This window comes from Acidovorax sp. FG42, from assembly GCF_057809195.1.
Genome location: NZ_JBMDJM010000001.1, coordinates 261590 through 280500 on the forward strand (window position 1 = coordinate 261590; position 18911 = coordinate 280500).

Sequence of the window (18911 nt, forward strand, 5' to 3'; positions counted from 1 at the left end):
GGGCTCTGCTTTAATCTGCCCAGCCGACAGTTTTTCTTACATGCGCAAACACATCCCCAGCACCCGCGCCCTGCTTGTTTTTGACGCCGTGGCTCGCCACCACGGCGTGAGCAAGGCGGCCGAAGAACTCTGCCTCACCCACAGCGCCGTGAGCCAGCAGCTGCGCCTGCTGGAGGGCCAGCTGGGCCTGCAGCTGGTGCAGCGCGGCGCGCGGGGCTCCACCCTCACCGACGTGGGCCGCCGCTACCACGCGCAGATCGTGGGCGACCTGTTGCGCCTGCAGAACCACACCCTCGAAGCCATGGCCCAGCGGCCCGATGGCGCGCGCCTGCTGGTGGGCTGCGTGCCCGTGTTTGCCGAGCGCTGGCTGCTGCCCCGGCTGCCCGCCTTTTTGGCCGCGCACAAGGGCTGCAGCCTGCACTTGCAGGTGTACCCCACGCAGATCTACATGGCGGAGATTCCGTTCGACGTGGCCGTGCAGTACGACGACGCGGCCTGGCCCGGCGTGGTGCCCGCGCCCCTGATGCCCGAAGTCTGCGTAGCGGTGTGTGCGCCGCAGTCGCGCCACCGGCGCGCCACAGAGCGCGGCGACTTCCGCGCCGTGCCGCTGCTGCAGCTCAGCTCCCGCCTGGGTGCGTGGGACGACTGGCTGGGCCGTGCAGGCATCACGCGCGTGCCGGCCCACACCCTGGGTGGCCACCGTTTTGATCTGTTCTCCATGCTGGTGGAGGCGGTGCGCGTTGACCTGGGTGTGGGCCTGGTGCCGCGTTATTTTGTGGAGCGCGAACTGCAATCGGGCGAGCTGGTGTTGGCCCACCCGCACCACGACAGCGGTGCGCGCGGCTACAGCCTGTTTGTGGCGCCGGGGCGTCTGGAAGACCCTGCGGTGGCGGCCTTTGCACAGTGGCTGCGCACCACGGCGCAGGCCGATGGCGCTGCTGCCGAACGCGCTTCAGGCACCGCTTGAAACACGCTGGCGTTGCAGGCCCAGCCAGGCCAGCGCCAGCCCCGTCACGACAATCGGCACCAGCGAGCCGGCGTTCAGCAGCGTCCAGCCCTGTGTGGTGACCAGCACGCCCGACGAGAACGCGCTCAGCGCCAGCGTGGCGTACACGCAGAAGTTGATGGCCGCCTGGGCACGGTCCTTCTCCTCCGGCCGGTAGGCCGTCATGGCCAGCGTGGTGGAGCCGGTGAACAGGAAGTTCCAGCCCACACCCAGGAAGAACAGCGCAATGCCGAAGTGGTGCAGCTCCACGCCCATCAGCGCCACCGCCACACACGCCAGGTTGAGCAGCACACCCGTGCCCATGATGGGCAGCACGCCAAAGCGCTTGATGAGGTGGCCGGTGACAAAGCCGGGCGCGAACATGCCGATCACATGCCACTCCAGCACCAGTGCCGAGGCATCAAAGTCAAAGCCGCACACCTGCATGGCCAGCGGCGTGGCGGCCATCAGCAGGTTCATCACGCCATAGCCCAGCGCGGCGCCCACAATGGCCACAATGAACGCAGGCTGGCGCATCAGCACCTTGAGCGGGCGGCCCTGCTCGCGCTGCCCCGCCGCATTGAGCACCACGGGCTGCGCCTCGAACCGGATCGCCGCCATGCACAGCATGGACAACAGCGCCACGCCGATCAGCGCGATGTAGGCGCCAGCAAACGGCACCGGAAATAGCGTGCGCGTGGCGCTGGCCAGGTTGGGGCCCGCCACCGCACCCAGCAGGCCACCGGCCAGCACCAGCGACACGGCCTTCTCGCGGTAGTCCGGCTTGGCCAGTTCGGCCGCCGCAAAGCGGTACAGCCCGCCATTGGCGCTGTAGTAGCCCGCCACCACCGTGGCCGTGCACAGCAGCCAGAAGCTGGCGCTGAACGCCGCCCAGGCACACAGCGCGGCCGATGCCACGGCCACGGCCAGCCCGATCTGGAACGACACCTTGCGCCCCCAGCGCGCCTGGCTCTGCGCCACCAGCGGCGTGGACAGCGCGCCGCCCACCACATAGCCCATCACCGGCAAGGTGGCCATCCAGCCAAAGGGCGCTAGCTGCAGGCCCACCAGGCCGTTGATGGCGATGAAGACAACGTTGTTGGTGAGGAAAAGGCCTTGGCACAGGGCCAGGAGCCACAGGTTCTTGTTCACGGCAGGAGCGCTAGGGGCGGGCAGAGGTGCGTTGGGTGGGGGCTGGATGCAAGTCAAGGCCGGTGGGCAGTGTGGTGCGCCAGGAAGGCCACGACACATCAAAGCCCGACTGCTTTGCTCCAGCATTGTGCACTGCCGTTGATGAAGATCAGCGGATGCGCAGGGTGCGCCCCGTATGGTGGCGCCCTGTGCTGTGGCTCCCCACCGGGGCCAGCGTTTGAATGCTTGTGATGGACTCCTTGAAATCGACGGCCGCTGCCTTGCCCGAGGCAGCAGGCCCTGCCATGGAACTGGTTTGCCCCGCAGGCAGCCTGCCTGCCCTCAAGGCCGCCGTGGACCATGGCGCCAACTGCGTCTACCTGGGCTTGCGCGACGCCACCAATGCGCGCAATTTTGCGGGCCTCAACTTTGACGAGGCGGCCATTGCCCAAGGCATTGACCATGCCCATGCGCGCGGCTGCAAGGTCTTCATGGCACTCAACACCTATCCGCAGGCCGCCAACCCCGGGCCCTGGCGCAGCGCGCTGGACAAGGCGGTGGACCTGGGCGTGGACGCGGTCATCCTGGCCGACCCCGGCCTCATGCAATACGCGGTGCAGCACCACCCCCGGCTGCGGCTGCACCTGTCGGTGCAGGGCTCGGCCACCAACTACGAGGCCATCAACTTCTACCGCGAGCAGTTCGGCATCGTGCGTGCCGTGCTGCCACGCGTGCTGTCGATGGAGCAGGTGCGCCAGGTCATCGACCGCACGCCGGTCGAGATCGAGGTGTTTGGCTTTGGCAGTCTGTGCGTGATGGTCGAGGGGCGCTGCGCGCTGTCGTCGTACGTGACCGGCGAATCGCCCAACACGCACGGCGTGTGTTCACCCCCGAAGGCCGTGCGCTGGGTGGAGACGCCGCAGGGCCGCGAGTCGCGCCTGAACGGCGTGCTCATCGACCGCTATGCGCCCGGCGAGAACGCGGGCTACCCCACGCTGTGTAAGGGCCGCTTTGACGTGGGAGACGACGAGAACTACTACGCCATCGAAGAGCCCACCAGCCTCAACACGCTGGAGCTGCTGCCCCAGCTGCTGAAGATGGGCGTGCGCGCCATCAAGATCGAAGGCCGCCAGCGCAGCCCGGCCTATGTGGCGCAGGTCACCCAGGTCTGGCGCGAGGCCCTGGACCAGTGCCTGGCCTATCCCCACCGCTACGCGCCCAAGACACGCTGGATGGCCAGCCTGGACCAGGTGGCAGAAGGCCAGCAGCACACGCTGGGTGCCTACCACCGCCCGTGGAAGTAGTGCTTCTCCACAACGACAACCTCCCAGAAATCGCCCCATGAAACTTGCTCTCGGCCCGCTGCTGTACTACTGGCCCCGCGACACCGTGTTCGCGTTCTACGAGGCCATGGCCGCCACGCCCGTGGACGTGGTGTACCTGGGCGAGACGGTGTGCTCGCGCCGCCACGAGCTGCGCCTGGCCGACTGGCTGGCGCTGGCGCGGATGCTGCGGGACGCGGGCAAGCAGGCGGTGTTGTCCAGCCAGGTGCTCATCGAGTCCAGCGCCGACGTGGGGGTGATGCGCAAGATCACGGGCAACGGCGAGTTCCTGGTCGAGGCCAATGACATGGGGGCCGTGGGCTGCCTCTCGCGTGCGCCCGCCGGGCCGCAGGGCTTTGTGGCCGGGCCGCACCTGAACCTGTACAACGCGCACTCGCTGCAATGGATGGCGCAGCTCGGCGCCACGCGCTGGGTGATGCCGCTGGAGATGTCGCAGGACGCGCTCTCTGCCGTGCTGGCGCAGCGGCCCGCCGGCATCGAGACCGAGGTGTTTGCCTACGGCCGCATGCCGCTGGCCTATTCGGCGCGCTGCTTCACGGCCCGCCACCGCAACCTGCCAAAGGACGACTGCCAGTTCAGCTGCCTGCAGCATGCCGACGGCCTGTCGCTGCGTACGCGCGAGAGCGAGGGCTTTCTGGTGCTCAACGGCACACAAACGCAATCGGCCCGCGTCTACAACCTGGCCAACGAACTGGCGGCGATGCAGGCCCAGGGCGTGGACGTGGTGCGCCTGAGCCCGCAGGCGCAGCACATGCCGCAGGTGGTGGCCGCGTTTGATGAAGCCCGCCGCGCCGCAGTGGCCGAGGCCACCGCAGAAAACGCCCCCGACTTTGTGGAGCGCATGCAGCCCTTCATGCCCGATCTGCCCTGCAACGGCTACTGGTTCGGGCGCCCAGGGCTGGAGCAAGGGATGCAAGGCGCGGCGGGCGGTACAGCCGCTCAGCCCTCCATGCACCCGTAACCATCAGGCAGATACACCATGTACCCCGGAGAACGTTTCAACAGCATCAGCCACCTGGTGGGCGCCCTGCTCGCCACAGCAGGCACGGCTGTGCTCATCACGCTGGCTGCGCGCCTGGGTGACCCGTGGAAGGTGGTGGCGTTCAGCATCTACGGCGCCATGCTGGTGGCGCTGTACGCCGCCTCTACCGCGTACCACAGCGTGCGCCGGCGCACCATCAAGGCCGTGCTGCAAAAGCTGGACCACTGCAGCATCTACCTGCTGATCGCGGGCAGCTACACGCCGTTTGCGCTGGTGTCGCTGCGCGGTGCCTGGGGCTGGTCGCTGCTGGGCGTGGTGTGGGGGCTCGCCCTGCTGGGCATTGCGCAGGAGATCTGGTGGGCGCGCGGCGCGCGTGTGCTGTCGCTGGTCATCTACGTGCTCATGGGCTGGCTGGCGCTGGTGGCCGTGGTGCCGCTGTGGCAAGCGCTCACGCCGGCCGGGTTTGCCTGGCTGCTGGCGGGCGGAGCCTGCTACACGCTGGGCATCGTCTTCTATGCGCTGGACCACCGCGTGCGCCACGGCCACGGGCTGTGGCACCTGTTTGTGCTGGGTGGCAGCGTCTGCCACTTCTTCACCGTGTTTTTCTACGTGGCCTGAGGGCCCTTTTCACCTTTCTGTTCCATGGCGGCTTCTCCTCTCTCCTTTCCCCTGGTCGTTCCCGCCCCCGTGGGTGCCGTGCTGGCGCGCCTGCCCGCCTACCCCGGCTCGCTGCTGCTGGTGACGGCGCTCAACCTCGCGCTTGCGCGGCACCTGCCTGCGGACGTGGGCCAGGTGCTGCTGCACAAGAAGATGCGGGTGCAGGTGCGCGATGCGCGCGTGGCCTTTGACTTTGCCTGGACGGGCCAGCGCTTCGCCCCCCATGCTCCGCTGGTGCCGCCGCAGGTGGCCGATGTCACGCTGAGCGCCACGGTCCATGACTTTTTGCTGCTCGCCCAGCGCCAGCAAGACCCCGACACGCTGTTCTTCAGCCGCCGCCTGTCGATGGAGGGCGACACCGAGCTAGGCCTGGTGGTGAAGAACGCGCTCGATGCCATCGAGCTGCCCGTGCTGGACCCGCGCCAGTGGGTGCAGAGGTTGGCCCCGCTCGAGGTGCTGGGCCACCTGCGGCGCCGCCTGGACCCCACACCACGCCACAGAGGATGAGCATGGACACCGACACCGACCCCCAGAACCACCCCTTGGTTTATTCCTGCTCGGGCTGCTCCAGCGCCGCGCAGCTGGCCAACCACGTGGCACTGCAGCTCGACCGGCGCGGCGTGGCCGAGATGTCGTGCATCGCCGGTGTGGGCGGCGATGTGCCGCACCTGATGAAGACCGTGCGCTCGGGCCGGCCCATCATCGCGCTCGACGGCTGTCCGCTGGTTTGCGTCAAAAGCACCCTCGCGCGCCACGGCATTGCGGCCGACCGGCATTACCAGCTGCAGCAATACGGTGTGAAAAAGCGCGTGCACGAAGACTTCGACCCCGTGCAGGCCGCGCTGGTGCTGGAGCAGGTGGAGGCCGACCAGCGCGCGCAGCCCCTGGCCCGGCCCGTCGCCGTGGAGCCTTCGCATGGCTGATGCTGCCCACCCCCGCCGCGTCATCGTGGCCATCTCGGGCGCCAGCGGGGCCGTGTATGGCGCGCGCCTGCTGCAGGTGTTGCAGGGCCAGAGCGGCATCGAGACCCACCTGGTCGTCTCTGACGCAGGCTGGCGCAACCTGCAGCATGAGCTCGACATGGACCGCCCCACCGTCGAGGCCCTGGCGCACCGCGTACACGACGTGGCCAACGTGGGCGCGGCCATTGCCAGCGGCTCTTTCCAGTGCCACGCCATGGTGGTCGCGCCCTGCTCCATGCGCACGCTGGCCGCCATTGCACATGGGCTGGCCGACAACCTGCTCACGCGCGCGGCCGACGTCGCCCTCAAGGAGCGCCGCCGCCTGGTGCTGATGGTGCGCGAGTCGCCCCTGCACCTCACGCACCTGCGCAACATGGTGGCCGTGACCGAGATGGGCGGCATCATCTGCCCGCCGCTGCCCGCCTTCTACCTGCGCCCGCAGACTGTGGGCGAAGTGGTGGACTACAGCGTGGCGCGCGCGCTCGACCTCATCGACATGCCGCACGACCTGGCGCCGCGCTGGCAGGGACTGGAGTTGGATGCTCCTTGATTCATAGCTGCTCGCGCTTATTGGATAAGCGCCAGAGGCCAATTTCATTCAAATTCTGGACCCGACATGGCCTACCGCGACCTGCGCGACTTCATGGCCCAGCTCGAAGCCACGGGCGACCTGCGCCGCGTGGGCGAAAGCGTCTCGCCCAACCTGGAGATGACCGCGCTCAGCGACCGCGTGCTGCGCGCAGGTGGCCCGGCGCTGCTGTTCGAGCAGCCCACGGGCCATCGCATGCCGGTGCTCACCAACCTGTTCGGCACCCCTGCCCGCGTAGCCCGCGCCATGGGCGTGGCCGACTTGCACGGAGTGCGCGCTCTGGGCGAGCTGCTCGCCACGCTGAAAGAGCCCGAGGCGCCCAAAGGCTTCAAGGACATGCTGGGCATGGGCCAGTTGCTCAAAACGCTGTGGAACATGGCGCCCCACACCGTGGCGCGGGGTGCGCCCTGTCAGCAGGAGGTGTGGGAAGGGCCGGACGTGGATCTGGCCCGCCTGCCTGTGCAGCACTGCTGGCCTGGCGACGTGGCCCCGCTCATCACCTGGGGCCTCACCATCACGCGCGGCCCGCGCAAGGCGCGGCAGAACCTGGGCATCTACCGCCAGCAGGTGCTCTCGCGCAACCAGGTCATCGTGCGCTGGCTGGCGCACCGCGGCGGCGCGCTGGACTTTGCGGACCACTGCGCCCAGCACCCCGGCCAGCCCTACCCGGTGGCCGTGGCCCTGGGCGCCGACCCCGCCACGCTGCTGGGCGCCGTCACGCCCGTGCCCGATTCTTTGAGCGAATACCAGTTCGCCGGCCTGCTGCGCGGAGCCCGCACCGAAGTCACGCCCGCGCTGGGCGTGCCCCTGCAAGTGCCCGCCACCGCCGAGATCGTGCTCGAAGGCCACATCCAGCCCGATGCCCACCACGCGAGCGGCTGGCAGCACGCGCTGGAAGGCCCCTACGGCGACCACACGGGCTACTACAACGAATGCGCCGAGTTCCCCGTGCTCACCGTGGACCGCATGACCCTGCGCAAGGACGCGATCTACCACAGCACCTACACCGGCAAGCCACCCGACGAGCCCGCCGTGCTGGGCCTGGCGATGAACGAGCTGGTCATCCCCCTGCTGCAAAAGCAGTTCCCCGAGATCGTGGACTTCTACCTGCCACCCGAAGGCTGCAGTTACCGCATGGCCGTGGTCAGCATCCGCAAGGCCTACGCAGGCCACGCGCGCCGCGTGATGATGGGCGTGTGGAGCCACCTGCGCCAGTTCATGTACACCAAGTTCATCGTGGTGGTGGACGACGATGTGGACGTGCGCGACTGGAAGGACGTGATCTGGGCCATCACCACCCGCATGGACCCGGCGCGCGACACCCTGCTGGTGGAGCACACCCCCATCGACTATCTGGACTTCGCCTCGCCCGTCAGCGGCCTGGGCAGCAAGATGGGGATGGACGCCACGAACAAATGGCCGGGGGAGACGCAGCGGGAGTGGGGGCGGCCGATGCGGATGGAGGAGGGGGTGGTGAAGCGGGTGGAGGAGCTGTTTGCGGGGTTGGGGTTGTGAGGTCCCTTGTGACGCCCTCATTGGTACAAGGGGGCGCTCAACTTCCAAGGCCGCTGGCTGTTGGAAGGCGCAGTGTGAAGGCAGTTCAGTTCGCTGCAGTGTTAGGGCTGAATAGCGACATCGGTAAAGCCCGCAGTCTGCAAGACATGTTGGACCTTTCTCACAAGCGGATCTGAAACGGAAATCTGATTCTTGCCCAGGAATTTTTGGAAGAGCGTGCGCCGACGTTCAAGCATGACCCGCCATTCACCGAAGTTAGGGCGATCTGCGTCGCCTTCAGTGGCGCCAGCCACGCAGATGAGATACGAAGTGCCTTCAAAGCTAGCGATGTTCGCCCACCCAAAATCCTCCATGCACAGGACGTCAGCGTCTACACCCTCGTTCAAAAGCGCAGAGATCAGCCAGTCAGAAAAATCCTCGCCAAAGCAGCAGTCATTGATGAAGTTGGCTCCAACGACGGACAGATTGAAGCGATCAGTTTTACAGGTGACATCAATGATCACGGAATGCTCCTTTGGCCCTAACGTGGCGCATCCAGTAGAACCTGCGAAATGAACGGGATCGTGCGGGTTCTGGCTACTGATTTCTCCTGAAGGTGGCTTGCAGCCTGAGTTTGCGGGTGCTTGGCTGTCGGAGTATTCAGAAAAATTCAGCGATGCCGAGCAAGCGCCAGCTACGCAAACTATACCGATCACGCCTGTGCGCAATTCCAGCGGCATGTCAGCGGATACGGGCAAGCCCGGGTCGCGATGGATTGTTTTGGGGATCTATTGTCACAGTGGGCTTCGGGTCGATAGGTGACCGCCAATTTGGCTAGCCGGGCACGAGGCTCACTCCCCACGACCAGCCCTCGCTCCTGGATGGCGGGCATGTTCTTTTCGCTGTCCGGCGGGCCGTAGTGGCGCAGCAGCGCGTGGGGTTCACGTTCGCCATGAGCAAACAGCAGCGCACGACCACTTCGCCGTTCGTGCCGCCCTGCCAGCGGGGCATGCCCCTCACGCGTCGGCCGGGCGAGTCACCCAGAAGACAAGCCCGCCCCACGTTGTTTGCGACGATGTGCCCGCCCCAATAAAGAGGGCTCTGCACCGGCACCGACGGATGCCGCGATGCAGCAAGGCGCACATCCCAAGGAGACAACGGAAATGCAGCAGCCCGGCAGCATGATGGACCGGCCTTTACTGGTCTCGGCCATCCTCGAACATGGCGAGAAACAGTACGGCGATCAGACAGTCGTCTCGCGCGATACCGACGGCAGCCTGCACCGCTACCGCTTTGCCGACATGGCCCAGCGCGCCCGGCAGCTGGCCAACGCGCTGCAGACGCTGGGCCTGCGCCCTGGCAGCGTGGTGGGTTCGCTGGCCTGGAACAACCACCGCCACCTGGAGGTGTACTACGCCGTGTCGGGCAGCGGCATGGTCATGCACACCTGCAACCCGCGCCTGCACCCCGAGCAGCTGGCCTACATCGTCAACCACGCCGATGACGAGGTGGTGCTGTTCGACACCACGTTTGCACCCCTGGTGCGCGCCATCGCGCCGTCGTGCCCCCGCGTGCGGCACTGGGTGGCGCTGTGTGATGCCGACACGCTGGGCGCCATCGACCTGCAAGGCGTCAGCGGGGTCGAGGCGTACGAGACGCTGGTGGCCCGCCAGAATGACCGCTTCACCTGGCCCCAGTGCGATGAAAAGTCCGGCGCGGCGCTGTGCTACACGTCGGGTACCACCGGCAACCCCAAGGGGGTGCTGTATTCGCACCGGGCGCTGGTGCTCAGCGCCCTGTCGGCCTGCATGCCGGGCGTGCTCAGCATCAGCGCGCGGGAGACCATCCTGCCCGTGGTGCCCATGTTCCATATCAACGCCTGGTGCCTGCCCTATGCGGCGCTGATCGGCGGCGCCAAGCTGGTGCTGCCTGGCCCGCGCCTGGATGCCGCCAGCCTGTACGAGCTGATGGAGACCGAGCGCGTCACCGTCAGCGCGGGCGTGCCTACGATCTGGATGGGCCTGATCCAGCATGTGGAGCAGCACGGGCTGCGCTTTACCACCATGCGGCGCACGGGCGTGGGCGGTTCGGCCATGCCCAAGGCGCTGATCGCCAAGTTCAACGATGTGTACGACGTGGAGGTGCGCCACGGCTGGGGCATGACCGAGACCACGGCCATCGCCACCATGAGCGTGTTGGGCGCGGCCGATGCCGAGCTGCCGCCCGAGGACCGCCACGCGTTGGTCGCCAAGCAGGGCAAGTCGGTGTTCGGCATCGAGCTCAAGCTGGTGGATGAAAACGGCGCCAGCCTGCCGCGCGACGGCGTGGCGCAGGGCGAGCTGATGGTGCGCGGCCAGTGGATCGTGGACCGTTACCACAAGGCCGAGCGTTCGGCGCTGGTGGATGGCTGGTTCCCTACCGGTGACATTGCCACCATCAACCCGCAGGGCGTGGTGCAGATCCGCGACCGCACCAAGGACGTGATCAAGTCGGGCGGCGAGTGGATCAGCTCCATCGACCTGGAGAACGCTGCGGTGGCGCACCCGGCGGTGGCCATGGCGGCGGTCATCGGCGTCAAGCACCCCAAGTGGGACGAGCGTCCGCTGCTCTTCATTGTGCGCAAGCCCGGGCAGGCGCTGGACAAGGCGCAGATCCTGGACTTTCTGGCGCAGCGCGTGGCCAAGTGGTGGCTGCCTGATGACGTGCTGTTTGTTGACAGCCTGCCCCTGGGCGGCACCGGCAAGGTCCAGAAGAACGAGCTGCGGCAGCGCCATGGCGCGGTGTTCGGCGGCGAATGACGCCATCACGCGCTGACGGTTTTCGGTTTTGGCTTTCCTTTCGTTCCCACTCACCCACCCCACGGAGACACACATGAACATGGTTCCCAGGAAATGGCCCCGCCATTGGTTGAAGGTCGGCGCATGCGCCGCGGCGCTGGTGATGGCGACGCACGCCGGGGCGGCCGAGACGGTGAAGATCGGCTTCATCGACCTGCTGTCTGGCCCGTTTGCGCTCACCGGCCAAAGCTCGCTGAACCAGCTGCGTGAGGTGGTGGCCCAGGTCAACGCCAAGGCCGGGCCCAACGAGCCCAAGTTCGAGGTGATGGACTTTGACAACAAGGGCACGCCGCAGGAGAGCCTGAACGCGCTCAAGGCCGCCACCGACCGGGGCGTGCGCTACATCACCCAGGGCGGCGGCTCGGGCGTGGCGCTGGCGCTGGTCGATGCACTCAACAAGCTCGCCGAGCGAGACCCCGAGCGCGCGACCGTGTACCTGAACTACGCCGCCATGGACCCGCAGCTCACCAACGACCGCTGCAGCTTCTGGCACTTCCGCTTCTATCCGTCGAGCGAGATGAAGATGGAGGCGCTGACCACCTATCTGCAGGGCCGCAAGGACGTAAAGCGCGTGTACCTGATCAACCAGGACTACACCCACGGCCGCCAGGTCTCCAAGGCCGCCAAGGAATACCTGGCCCGCAAGCGGCCCGACATCGAGATCGTGGGCGATGACTTCATCCCCATCGCGCAGACGCGCGACTTTGCCTCATACGTGGCCAAGATTGCTGCCACCAAGGCCGACACCGTCATCACCTCCAACTGGGGCAGCGACCTCACGCTGCTGTTCAAGTCTTCGCGCGACTACGGCTTGAACATCAACTACTTCACGCTGAACGCCAACAACCCCGGCACACCCGCGCAGATCGGGCCCTGGGGCGAAGGCAAGGTCGGGGTGATCTGGAACTGGGTGCACAACGCGCCCACGCCCGACCTGGAAAAGATCTACGTGGACTACAAGAAGAAGACGGGCGACGACTTTGTGTTTGCCGCGCACTGGAACAGCGTGCACATGCTGCGTGAGGCCATGCGCAAGGCCCAGTCCACCGATGCGAAGAAGGTGGCCTTTGCGCTGGAAAACATGACCTACAAGAGCCCCATGGGCGAGGTGCGCATGCGCAAGACCGACCACCAGCTTGAAGCGCCGCTGTACCTGGGCATCTGGGCCAAGCAGGGCAGCAAGGGCGTGAAGTACGACGCCGAGAAGACCGGCTACGGCTTCCGCTCTGAAGTGGCGTGGGACAACTACATCAGCGCCCAGCCCACGTCGTGCCAGATGAAGCGGCCGTCCTGAGCACCCCCGCCGCGCCGCTCCGGCGGTGCGGGCTTCAACCCAGCCAGCCCTTGGGCACCTTGTCGGCCCTTTTCTCCACGGGATTGGCGGTGAGTTTTTCTGCCGCGTACTGGCGCATGAACTCCTTGGCCTTGTCGGGCCGGGCCGTGAGCCAGGCGTCGTAAGCGCCTTCGTTCAGGATGGCGGGCATGCTTTTCTCGCTGCCGGGCTGGCCGTAGCGGTGCAGCAGCGCGTGGTTGTTGGCGTTCACCGTGAGCAGGCAGTAGCTGATGATCACCTCGCCGTCAGCGCCCTGCCAGCGCGCCCACAGGCCCGCCACGCCCAAGGGTTTGCCGTCCACGCGCGCCACACGGGTGGGCACGGCCTTGCCGCTGCGCAGGTCGTCTTCATAAAACGCCACCATCGGAACGATGCAGCGCTGGCCGTTCAGCCACGCGTCGCGAAACGCGGTGCCAGTGGAGGCCAGGTCGGACTTGGCGTTGACCAGCTTGGGCGCGCGCAGCTTGGCGTCGGATGCCGACTTGACCCAGTGCGGCACCAGGCCCCATTGCGCGGGCACCAGCACCCGGGTGGAAGCGGCGTCGCTCGGGGTGTCTGAAGCCGTTGGGGGGGCAGCTTCTTCCACCACACCGGCCGTGCTGGCCGGCCCTTGGGCCACCGCGGTGGCCGTCGATGCATGCACAATGAAAAAGCCCGGCTTGCGGGGCCACAGGTGGCGTTCACCCAGCGCCGCAGGGGGCTCGACCGCAAACGCCTCGCGGTAGGTGTCGGCGTGCTGCAGGGTTTCGTGGTGGGTACTCATGGAGCCATGGTACCTGCGTGGTGATGGGTGTCAGGCCGTGTTTGAAGCAAAACGGGTGGGTAGCGCCAGTGCAATATGCCTGAATAGCTATCAATAGCGTAGCAAATGGGATGCGGTCACCGAAGGCTCCCGGGCAGGCCGTGATGTGCGTCAAGTCCGTTGTCGCCTGCGTTGTGACGTGTGCTGGCGCGGTTTTCACAATGGTCGCATGGACTTCGCACTCTCCCCCTTGGCCCTTGAGCTGCGTGATCGCCTGCTGGCTTTCATGGACCGCTATCTGCTGCCCTACAACGCCGCCTGGCACGCGGCCGTGGCGGCGGGCGACTACCCGCCGCCGTTTGTCGAAGACCTCAAGGCGCTGGCGCGGGAAGAGGGCCTGTGGAACCTGTTCCTGCCCACGCTGCGCGACGACGAGCCGGGCACGCGCCTGTCCAACCTGGACTACGCGCCGCTGGCCGAGGCCATGGGCCGCCTGCCCTGGGCGGCCGAGGTGTTCAACTGCCAGGCGCCAGACACCGGCAACATCGAGCTGCTGCACCGCTTTGCCACGCCCGCGCAGCGCACGCGCTGGCTGGTGCCGCTGCTGCACGGCCAGATGCGATCGGCCTTTGCGATGAGCGAGCCCGATGTGGCCTCGTCCGACCCCACCAACCTGCAGACCACGGTGCGGCGCGAGGGCGATGATCTGGTGCTCAGCGGCCGCAAGTGGTTCATCACCGGTGCGGCGCACCCGCAGTGCCAGTTGCTCATCGTGCTGTGCCGCAACGCGGATGCCGATAGTGAAGACGGCCACCACCGCCACAGCATGGTGCTGGTGCCGGTGAACACACCGGGTGTGCAGATCGTGCGCAACATCTCCGTGCTGCACCACCACGCGCCGGAGGGGCATTGCGAGATTTTGCTGCGCAGCGTGCGCGTGCCTGCCGACCACCTGCTGGGCGACTGGGGCGCGGGTTTTGCGATGGCGCAGGCGCGCCTGGGGCCCGGCCGTGTGCACCACTGCATGCGCACCATCGGCCAGTGCGAACTGGCGCTGCAACTGGCCACCGAACGCGCGCTGGAGCGCACCGCCTTTGGCAAGCCGCTGGCCGAGCAGGCCAATGTGCAGGAGTGGCTGGCTGAGTCGCGCATCGAGATCGACCAGGCGCGCCTACTGGTGCTGCACGCTGCGTGGCTGCTGGACCAAGGTGACGCTGCCAATGCGCGGCAGGTGCGCGCCCAGGTCGCCGCCATCAAGGTGGTGGCCGCGCGCCTGCAGCAGCGCGTGGTGGACCGGGCCATGCAGATCTTTGGTGCCATGGGCCTGTCGCCCGACACGCCGCTGGCCGCCCTCTGGACCTGGGGCCGCGCGCTGCGGCTGATGGACGGACCCGACGAGGTGCACCTGCGCACCGTGGCGCGGCACGAGCTGGCGCAGGCGCGCGCGGGCCTGGGGGCATCGGCAGCCTACTTCACCACCCCCGAGCAGCTGCGCGCGCCGCCGCACCTGAGCGCCTGAGGACGGAGACCCACGGAGACCGCATGCCCGTGCGCGCGGGCCACAGCCGCTGCTTCCCACCTTCCACCGTGCACTTGGTGGTTGGTACTTGGCAGCAAAGGCCGGTGTGTCGATACTGTCGGCTCCGCCGCTGGCACCGAGGCCCCACCACCATGCACACCCCCATCCCCCTCGCTCTCGCCGTTGTCCTCTCCGCCACCGTGCTCGGGCCCGGGCTCTGGGCCACGGCCCATGCCCAGACGCAGAAGCTGCGGCCCGGCCTGTGGGAGAACAGCGTGACCATGAAAAGCCAGAGTGGCCAGCTGGAGGCCGCGATGGCGCAGATGCAGAAGTCCATGGCCAGCCTGACGCCTGCGCAGCGCAAGCAGATGGAACAGGCCATGGCCCAGCAGGGTGTGAGCATGGGCCCCAGCGGCAATACCGTGAAGGTCTGCATCAGCCCCGAGCAGGCCGACCTGGACCGCATTCCGGCGCAGGAAGGCTGCACGCAGAACGTGCAACGCACGGGCCCCAATGCGGTGGCCATGACGTTCAGTTGCAAGGGCACCCAAGGCCAGCCGCCCACCACGGGCGAGGGCACGATGACCTTCCAGGGGCCCACGGCCTACACGGGCAATTTCAAGGTCAAGACCACGTCCAACGGCAAGCCCGAGCAGATCGACATGGTGCAGAACGGCAAGTGGCTGGCCGCGGACTGCGGCGCGATCAAGCCCGTGCGCTAGTCCCTGCCGCCACGGGGCGGTGGGTGGCCGGCGCCACCACCACGCGGTTGCGGCCCAGGGCCTTGGCGTGGTACAGCGCCTGGTCGGCGCGTTCGAGCGTGTGCTCCACGGTGTCGCCCGGCAGGTGCTGGGCCAGACCGATGGACACGGTGAGCTGCAGCGAGCCTGCGCTGTGGGCAATCTCCAGCGCCTGCACGGCCTGGCGGATGCGTTCGAGCAGCTCGCGCGCATGGTCTGCCGAGGTGTCGGTGAGCATCAGCACAAACTCTTCGCCACCCCAGCGGGCCAGCACGTCGGTGTCGCGCACGCTGGCGCGCACCGTGCCCGCAAAGGCCTGCAGCGCGCGGTCGCCGGCAGCGTGGCCGTGCTGGTCGTTGATGGGCTTGAAGTGGTCGATGTCCAGCTGCGCCAGCAGCAGCGGGCGGCCGCTGCGCAGGCTGCGGCGGTGCTCCAGCGCCATCAGGTCGAGCATGGCGCGGCGGTTGATGAGGCCTGTCAGTTCGTCGCGGGTGGCCAGTTCGCGGTTGACTTCGAGCGCCTGGGCCAGTGCCTCGCGCTGCTGCTGCAGCTTGGCGCGGATGCGCTGGATGCGCAGGTTCAGCGCAATGCAGCCGCTGAGCACGATGAGCACCATCAGCGCATAGGCGGTGTCCAGGTAGCCCGAGGCATTGGCATTGAAGCGGGAGCTGACGCCGATGGCGCTGGCAAAGGCCAGCAGCGCATACACGCCAATGCCGATCACCTCAGCCACCGTGAGGCCGAAGGTGCCGAAGAACAGGATCATCGCCAGCACGCTGGGCACCAGCCCGCGCGCATCGCCCGCCAGCACATAGGCCACTGCACCGCTGGTGATGGTCCAGACCATTTGCGGAATGGTGAGCGAAGGGTCGCGCAGGCGGGCGGTTTCGCCCGAGCGGATGAAGGCCGTCATGACCACCAGGCCGCCCACTGACAGGGCGGCCCACCATTGCACGGCGGTCTGGTCCACGGAGGTGCTGGAATGCGCCACCAGCAGCATCACCCCGGCGCTGCCCGCCATCAGCGTGAGCGCCAGCAAGGCCATGCCCACCAGCGTGCGCCGCCGGGGGTCGGTGGAGAGGATCACATCCTTGAGGCGCTGCCAGCGGGCGGGTGGGCGCAAGGTGGGGGGCTCCGGCCAGGAGGGAGGGCCGCGCGGTGCGCGGGCGGGGTGGCCAGGACCCGTGGGATTGAGTGTTACCGGCCAGTCGGCGATTTTACGGTGAGGTAATGCCGGGCGTACAGGCCCTAGGGCTCCTCTGCACGAATCGAGCGGTAAGTGGGCACTGCGGATCGGGATGGGCTGCAAGGCGCAAAACGCAGCAATAGCCGTAGCTATTGCGAGTATCTGCAACGCCGCAGACCGCCCGAGGCCGCAGATGCACACGGCGCGGTGATTCGTGCAGAGGAGCCCTATGCCTTCGCCATGCCTTGACCGGGCTTCGTCCGGGTGTGCAGCCCGCGTGGCGAGTCCGGTCTGCGGCGCGGGTGCCGCGCTACAGCGTGAGCGCTGCCAGGGCGGCCAGCGGGGCTGTCTCGGCACGCAGCACGCGGGGGCCCAGCGTGACCGGAGCAAAGCCGTGTTGCACCGCCAGGTCTTCTTCCGCAGGGCTCAGGCCACCCTCGGGGCCGGAGAGGAACAGCACGGGGCGTTGCCCAGCCTCGCTGCCCGTGGCTTCGCGCAGCGGCACGGTACCGGGTCGCAGCGACAGCAGCAGGCGCTGCGGCGTGTCTTGCGCAGCGTGCCCATCGGTGGAGGTCATCCCCTGTCCGGGTGTGCGCAGCCAGCCCACCAGATCGATGGCCGGGTGCACCACGGGCACACGGTTGCGGCCGCATTGTTCGCAGGCGGCCACGGCCACGGCCTGCCAGTGGACGATCTTCTTGTCGGCGCGCTCGCCCTTGAGCTTGAGCACGCTGCGCTCGGCCACCAGCGGGGTGATGCTGGCCACGCCAAGCTCGGTGGCTTTTTCGACCAGCCAGTCCATGCGCTCGTTGGCGGTGATGCCGGCCAGCAGGTGCACGGCGCGGGGCGCCTCGCGCTCGATGGCGTGGTGTGCGCCCACGAGCACGCGCACATCGCTGCGGCCCATCTTGACGACGGTGGCGTCGAACTCGCCACCGGGGTCGCCCGCGCCCTGGCCGCCGTGGAACAGGGTGATGCCGTCACCGGGCTGCAGGCGCAGCACCTGCACATGGCGTGCGGCGCCCGGGGGCAGGTCCAGCTCGGTGCCGGTGGCCAGGGGGGCCGGGCAATGGAAACGGGGCATTTGCTATCTTTGTAATAGCTGCTAGCGCATGGTTTGTCTGCGCTTGAGCCGGTTTTTGCTTGATTTTTTGGGGCGTGCCGCGAAGTGAATGCAGGGCGCTGTGGCTACATGCGGCCGTACGCAAAGCCCACCACGGGCTCGGTGCCTTCGATCTGGTCCAGCATCTTGAGCAGCGGCCCCAGCTGGCGGTAGCGGTTGGCCGTGGCGCGGATGTAGGCGATGAACCGGGGCGCATCGGCCAGGTACTTGGGCTTGCCGTCGCGCAAGGTCAGCCGCGCAAAAATGCCCGCGACCTTGAGGTGCCGCTGCAGGCCCATCCACTCCACCGCGCGGTAGAACTCGCCAAAGTCATCGCCCCAGCCGCTGGCGCTGTTGGCGCCCAGCAATCCGGCCTTGCGCGCCTTCTCCCAGTAACGCACGGTAATGTCGATGACGAATTCTTCTTCCCAGCTGATGAACGCGTCGCGCAGCAGGCTGGCGATGTCGTAGGTGATGGGGCCGTACACCGCGTCCTGGAAGTCCAGCACGCCCAGGGGTGCACCTGCTTCCACCGGCGCCATCAGGTTGCGGGTCATGAAGTCGCGGTGCACATAGACCTGTGGGGCTGCCAGGTTGTGCGCCACGATGGCATCAAAGGCGCTGCCCAAGGTCGCCTGCTGTTTGTCGTCCAGGGCGATGGCGCGGTGTTTGGCCAGGTACCAGTCGGGGAACAGCGCCAGCTCGCGGCGCAGCAGAGGCTCGTCGTAGGCGGGCAGCACGCCGGGGGTGGATGCCTTTTGCCACTGCAGCAGCACATCGGTGGCCTGCTGGTACCAGGCGTAGGCGTCCAGGGGTTTTTCGGGGTTCAGCCGCTCGATCACGGTCTGGTGGCCCAGGTCGGACAGCAGCATGAAACCTGTGGGCTCATCAAAAGCCAGGATCTGGGGCACGTTCAGCCCGGCGGCGGCCATCAGGCCCTGCACTTGCACAAAGGGCTTGCAGTTCTCCTTGTCGGGCGGTGCATCCATCACGATGCGGCTGGCGCCTGTGGCCGTGTCAATGCGCAGATAGCGGCGGAAGCTGGCATCGGCCGACGCGGGGCGCAGCGTGGCGGGCAGCAACTGGTGCGGTCCCACCAAGGGGGCCAGCCAGGCGTCAAAGGCCGCACGGCGGGCGGCATCAGGCCAGCTGACGGGGGTGGAGGCGGCGGGCGCAGCAGGTGCGGCCACGGTGGCGCCCAGGGGCTGGCCAGCGGGCGATGGGGGGATGGGGTGGCTCATGGATAATCCGATTTTACAAACCGGTCGTGGCTGGCGCCGTGCGCGCTGGCCAGGGCCGGTCCCTTTGT

General features: G+C 67.5%; 18 protein-coding genes. 12 read left to right on the top strand and 6 right to left on the bottom strand.

Annotated features, from left to right (window positions below):
- Positions 1–40: 40 nt before the first annotated feature.
- Positions 41–967 carry a LysR family transcriptional regulator gene (locus ACODSM_RS01240; protein WP_488804070.1) on the top strand — a complete coding sequence of 309 codons (927 nt, stop codon included), beginning with the start codon at positions 41–43 and terminating at the stop codon, positions 965–967.
- Here the strand turns inward: ACODSM_RS01240 and ACODSM_RS01245 are convergent.
- Positions 953–2137 carry an MFS transporter gene (locus ACODSM_RS01245; protein ID WP_488804071.1) on the bottom strand — a complete coding sequence of 395 codons (1185 nt, stop codon included), beginning with the start codon at positions 2135–2137 and terminating at the stop codon, positions 953–955. The two genes, ACODSM_RS01240 and ACODSM_RS01245, sit on opposite strands and share 15 nt — an antisense overlap.
- A gap of 230 nt (positions 2138–2367) precedes the next feature.
- On the opposite strand from ACODSM_RS01245, the gene ubiU reads away from it, so the two are divergent.
- From ubiU to ubiD, 7 genes are all read left to right on the top strand, one after another.
- On the top strand, positions 2368–3420 hold the full coding sequence (gene ubiU, locus ACODSM_RS01250) for a ubiquinone anaerobic biosynthesis protein UbiU (protein WP_488804072.1): 1053 nt from the start codon (positions 2368–2370) through the stop codon (positions 3418–3420).
- A gap of 37 nt (positions 3421–3457) precedes the next feature.
- Entirely contained in the window at positions 3458–4420 is a 963-nt protein-coding gene (locus ACODSM_RS01255) for a U32 family peptidase (RefSeq protein ID WP_488804073.1), read from the top strand.
- An 18-nt stretch (positions 4421–4438) separates the two neighbouring features.
- Positions 4439–5059, top strand: coding sequence for a PAQR family membrane homeostasis protein TrhA (gene trhA, locus ACODSM_RS01260; RefSeq protein ID WP_056056758.1), 621 nt, complete (start codon positions 4439–4441; stop codon positions 5057–5059).
- 24 nt (positions 5060–5083) lie between these two features.
- Positions 5084–5605 (top strand): ubiquinone anaerobic biosynthesis accessory factor UbiT, encoded by a 522-nt coding sequence (ubiT, locus tag ACODSM_RS01265; protein ID WP_488804074.1) that lies wholly within the window; start codon positions 5084–5086, stop codon positions 5603–5605.
- Between the two features lie 2 nt (positions 5606–5607).
- A complete protein-coding gene (locus tag ACODSM_RS01270) occupies positions 5608–6021 on the top strand; it encodes a putative zinc-binding protein (RefSeq protein ID WP_488804075.1) in 414 nt (137 codons plus the stop codon).
- Complete coding sequence (locus ACODSM_RS01275) at positions 6014–6610, top strand: UbiX family flavin prenyltransferase (protein ID WP_488804076.1); 597 nt, start codon at positions 6014–6016, stop codon at positions 6608–6610. Before ACODSM_RS01270 ends, ACODSM_RS01275 begins: the two co-directional genes overlap by 8 nt.
- Positions 6611–6676: 66 nt before the next feature.
- A complete protein-coding gene (gene ubiD / locus ACODSM_RS01280; protein WP_488804077.1) occupies positions 6677–8164 on the top strand; it encodes a 4-hydroxy-3-polyprenylbenzoate decarboxylase in 1488 nt (495 codons plus the stop codon).
- Between the two features lie 101 nt (positions 8165–8265).
- On the opposite strand, the gene ACODSM_RS01285 is transcribed toward ubiD, so the two are convergent.
- Positions 8266–8667, bottom strand: a complete 402-nt coding sequence (locus tag ACODSM_RS01285; protein ID WP_488804078.1) for a hypothetical protein — start codon at positions 8665–8667, stop codon at positions 8266–8268.
- A 639-nt stretch (positions 8668–9306) separates the two neighbouring features.
- Between ACODSM_RS01285 and ACODSM_RS01290 the strand changes: the two genes are divergently transcribed.
- Together ACODSM_RS01290 and ACODSM_RS01295 are read left to right on the top strand one after the other, a co-directional pair.
- Entirely contained in the window at positions 9307–10941 is a 1635-nt protein-coding gene (locus ACODSM_RS01290) for a long-chain-fatty-acid--CoA ligase (protein ID WP_488804079.1), read from the top strand.
- Between the two features lie 73 nt (positions 10942–11014).
- Positions 11015–12274 (top strand): branched-chain amino acid ABC transporter substrate-binding protein, encoded by a 1260-nt coding sequence (locus tag ACODSM_RS01295; protein ID WP_488804080.1) that lies wholly within the window; start codon positions 11015–11017, stop codon positions 12272–12274.
- A gap of 34 nt (positions 12275–12308) precedes the next feature.
- On the opposite strand, the gene ACODSM_RS01300 is transcribed toward ACODSM_RS01295, so the two are convergent.
- Entirely contained in the window at positions 12309–13076 is a 768-nt protein-coding gene (locus tag ACODSM_RS01300) for an SOS response-associated peptidase (protein ID WP_488804081.1), read from the bottom strand.
- A 208-nt stretch (positions 13077–13284) separates the two neighbouring features.
- Here ACODSM_RS01300 and ACODSM_RS01305 point away from each other — a divergent pair, with 208 nt between their 5' ends.
- Positions 13285–14574: an acyl-CoA dehydrogenase family protein gene (locus tag ACODSM_RS01305; RefSeq protein ID WP_488804082.1), complete on the top strand. Its 1290-nt coding sequence runs from the start codon at positions 13285–13287 to the stop codon at positions 14572–14574.
- Between the two features lie 152 nt (positions 14575–14726).
- On the top strand, positions 14727–15296 hold the full coding sequence (locus tag ACODSM_RS01310) for a DUF3617 domain-containing protein (protein ID WP_488804083.1): 570 nt from the start codon (positions 14727–14729) through the stop codon (positions 15294–15296).
- Here the strand turns inward: ACODSM_RS01310 and ACODSM_RS01315 are convergent.
- The 3 genes from ACODSM_RS01315 to ACODSM_RS01325 all read right to left on the bottom strand — a co-directional run bounded on the left by ACODSM_RS01315 (position 15280) and on the right by ACODSM_RS01325 (position 18843).
- Positions 15280–16437: a GGDEF domain-containing protein gene (locus tag ACODSM_RS01315; protein WP_488804084.1), complete on the bottom strand. Its 1158-nt coding sequence runs from the start codon at positions 16435–16437 to the stop codon at positions 15280–15282. The genes ACODSM_RS01310 and ACODSM_RS01315 overlap by 17 nt on opposite strands.
- Before the next feature lie 373 nt (positions 16438–16810).
- A complete protein-coding gene (locus tag ACODSM_RS01320; RefSeq protein WP_488804085.1) occupies positions 16811–17584 on the bottom strand; it encodes a 16S rRNA (uracil(1498)-N(3))-methyltransferase in 774 nt (257 codons plus the stop codon).
- A 104-nt stretch (positions 17585–17688) separates the two neighbouring features.
- Positions 17689–18843 (bottom strand): aminoglycoside phosphotransferase family protein, encoded by a 1155-nt coding sequence (locus ACODSM_RS01325; protein ID WP_422848197.1) that lies wholly within the window; start codon positions 18841–18843, stop codon positions 17689–17691.
- Positions 18844–18911 lie beyond the last annotated feature (68 nt).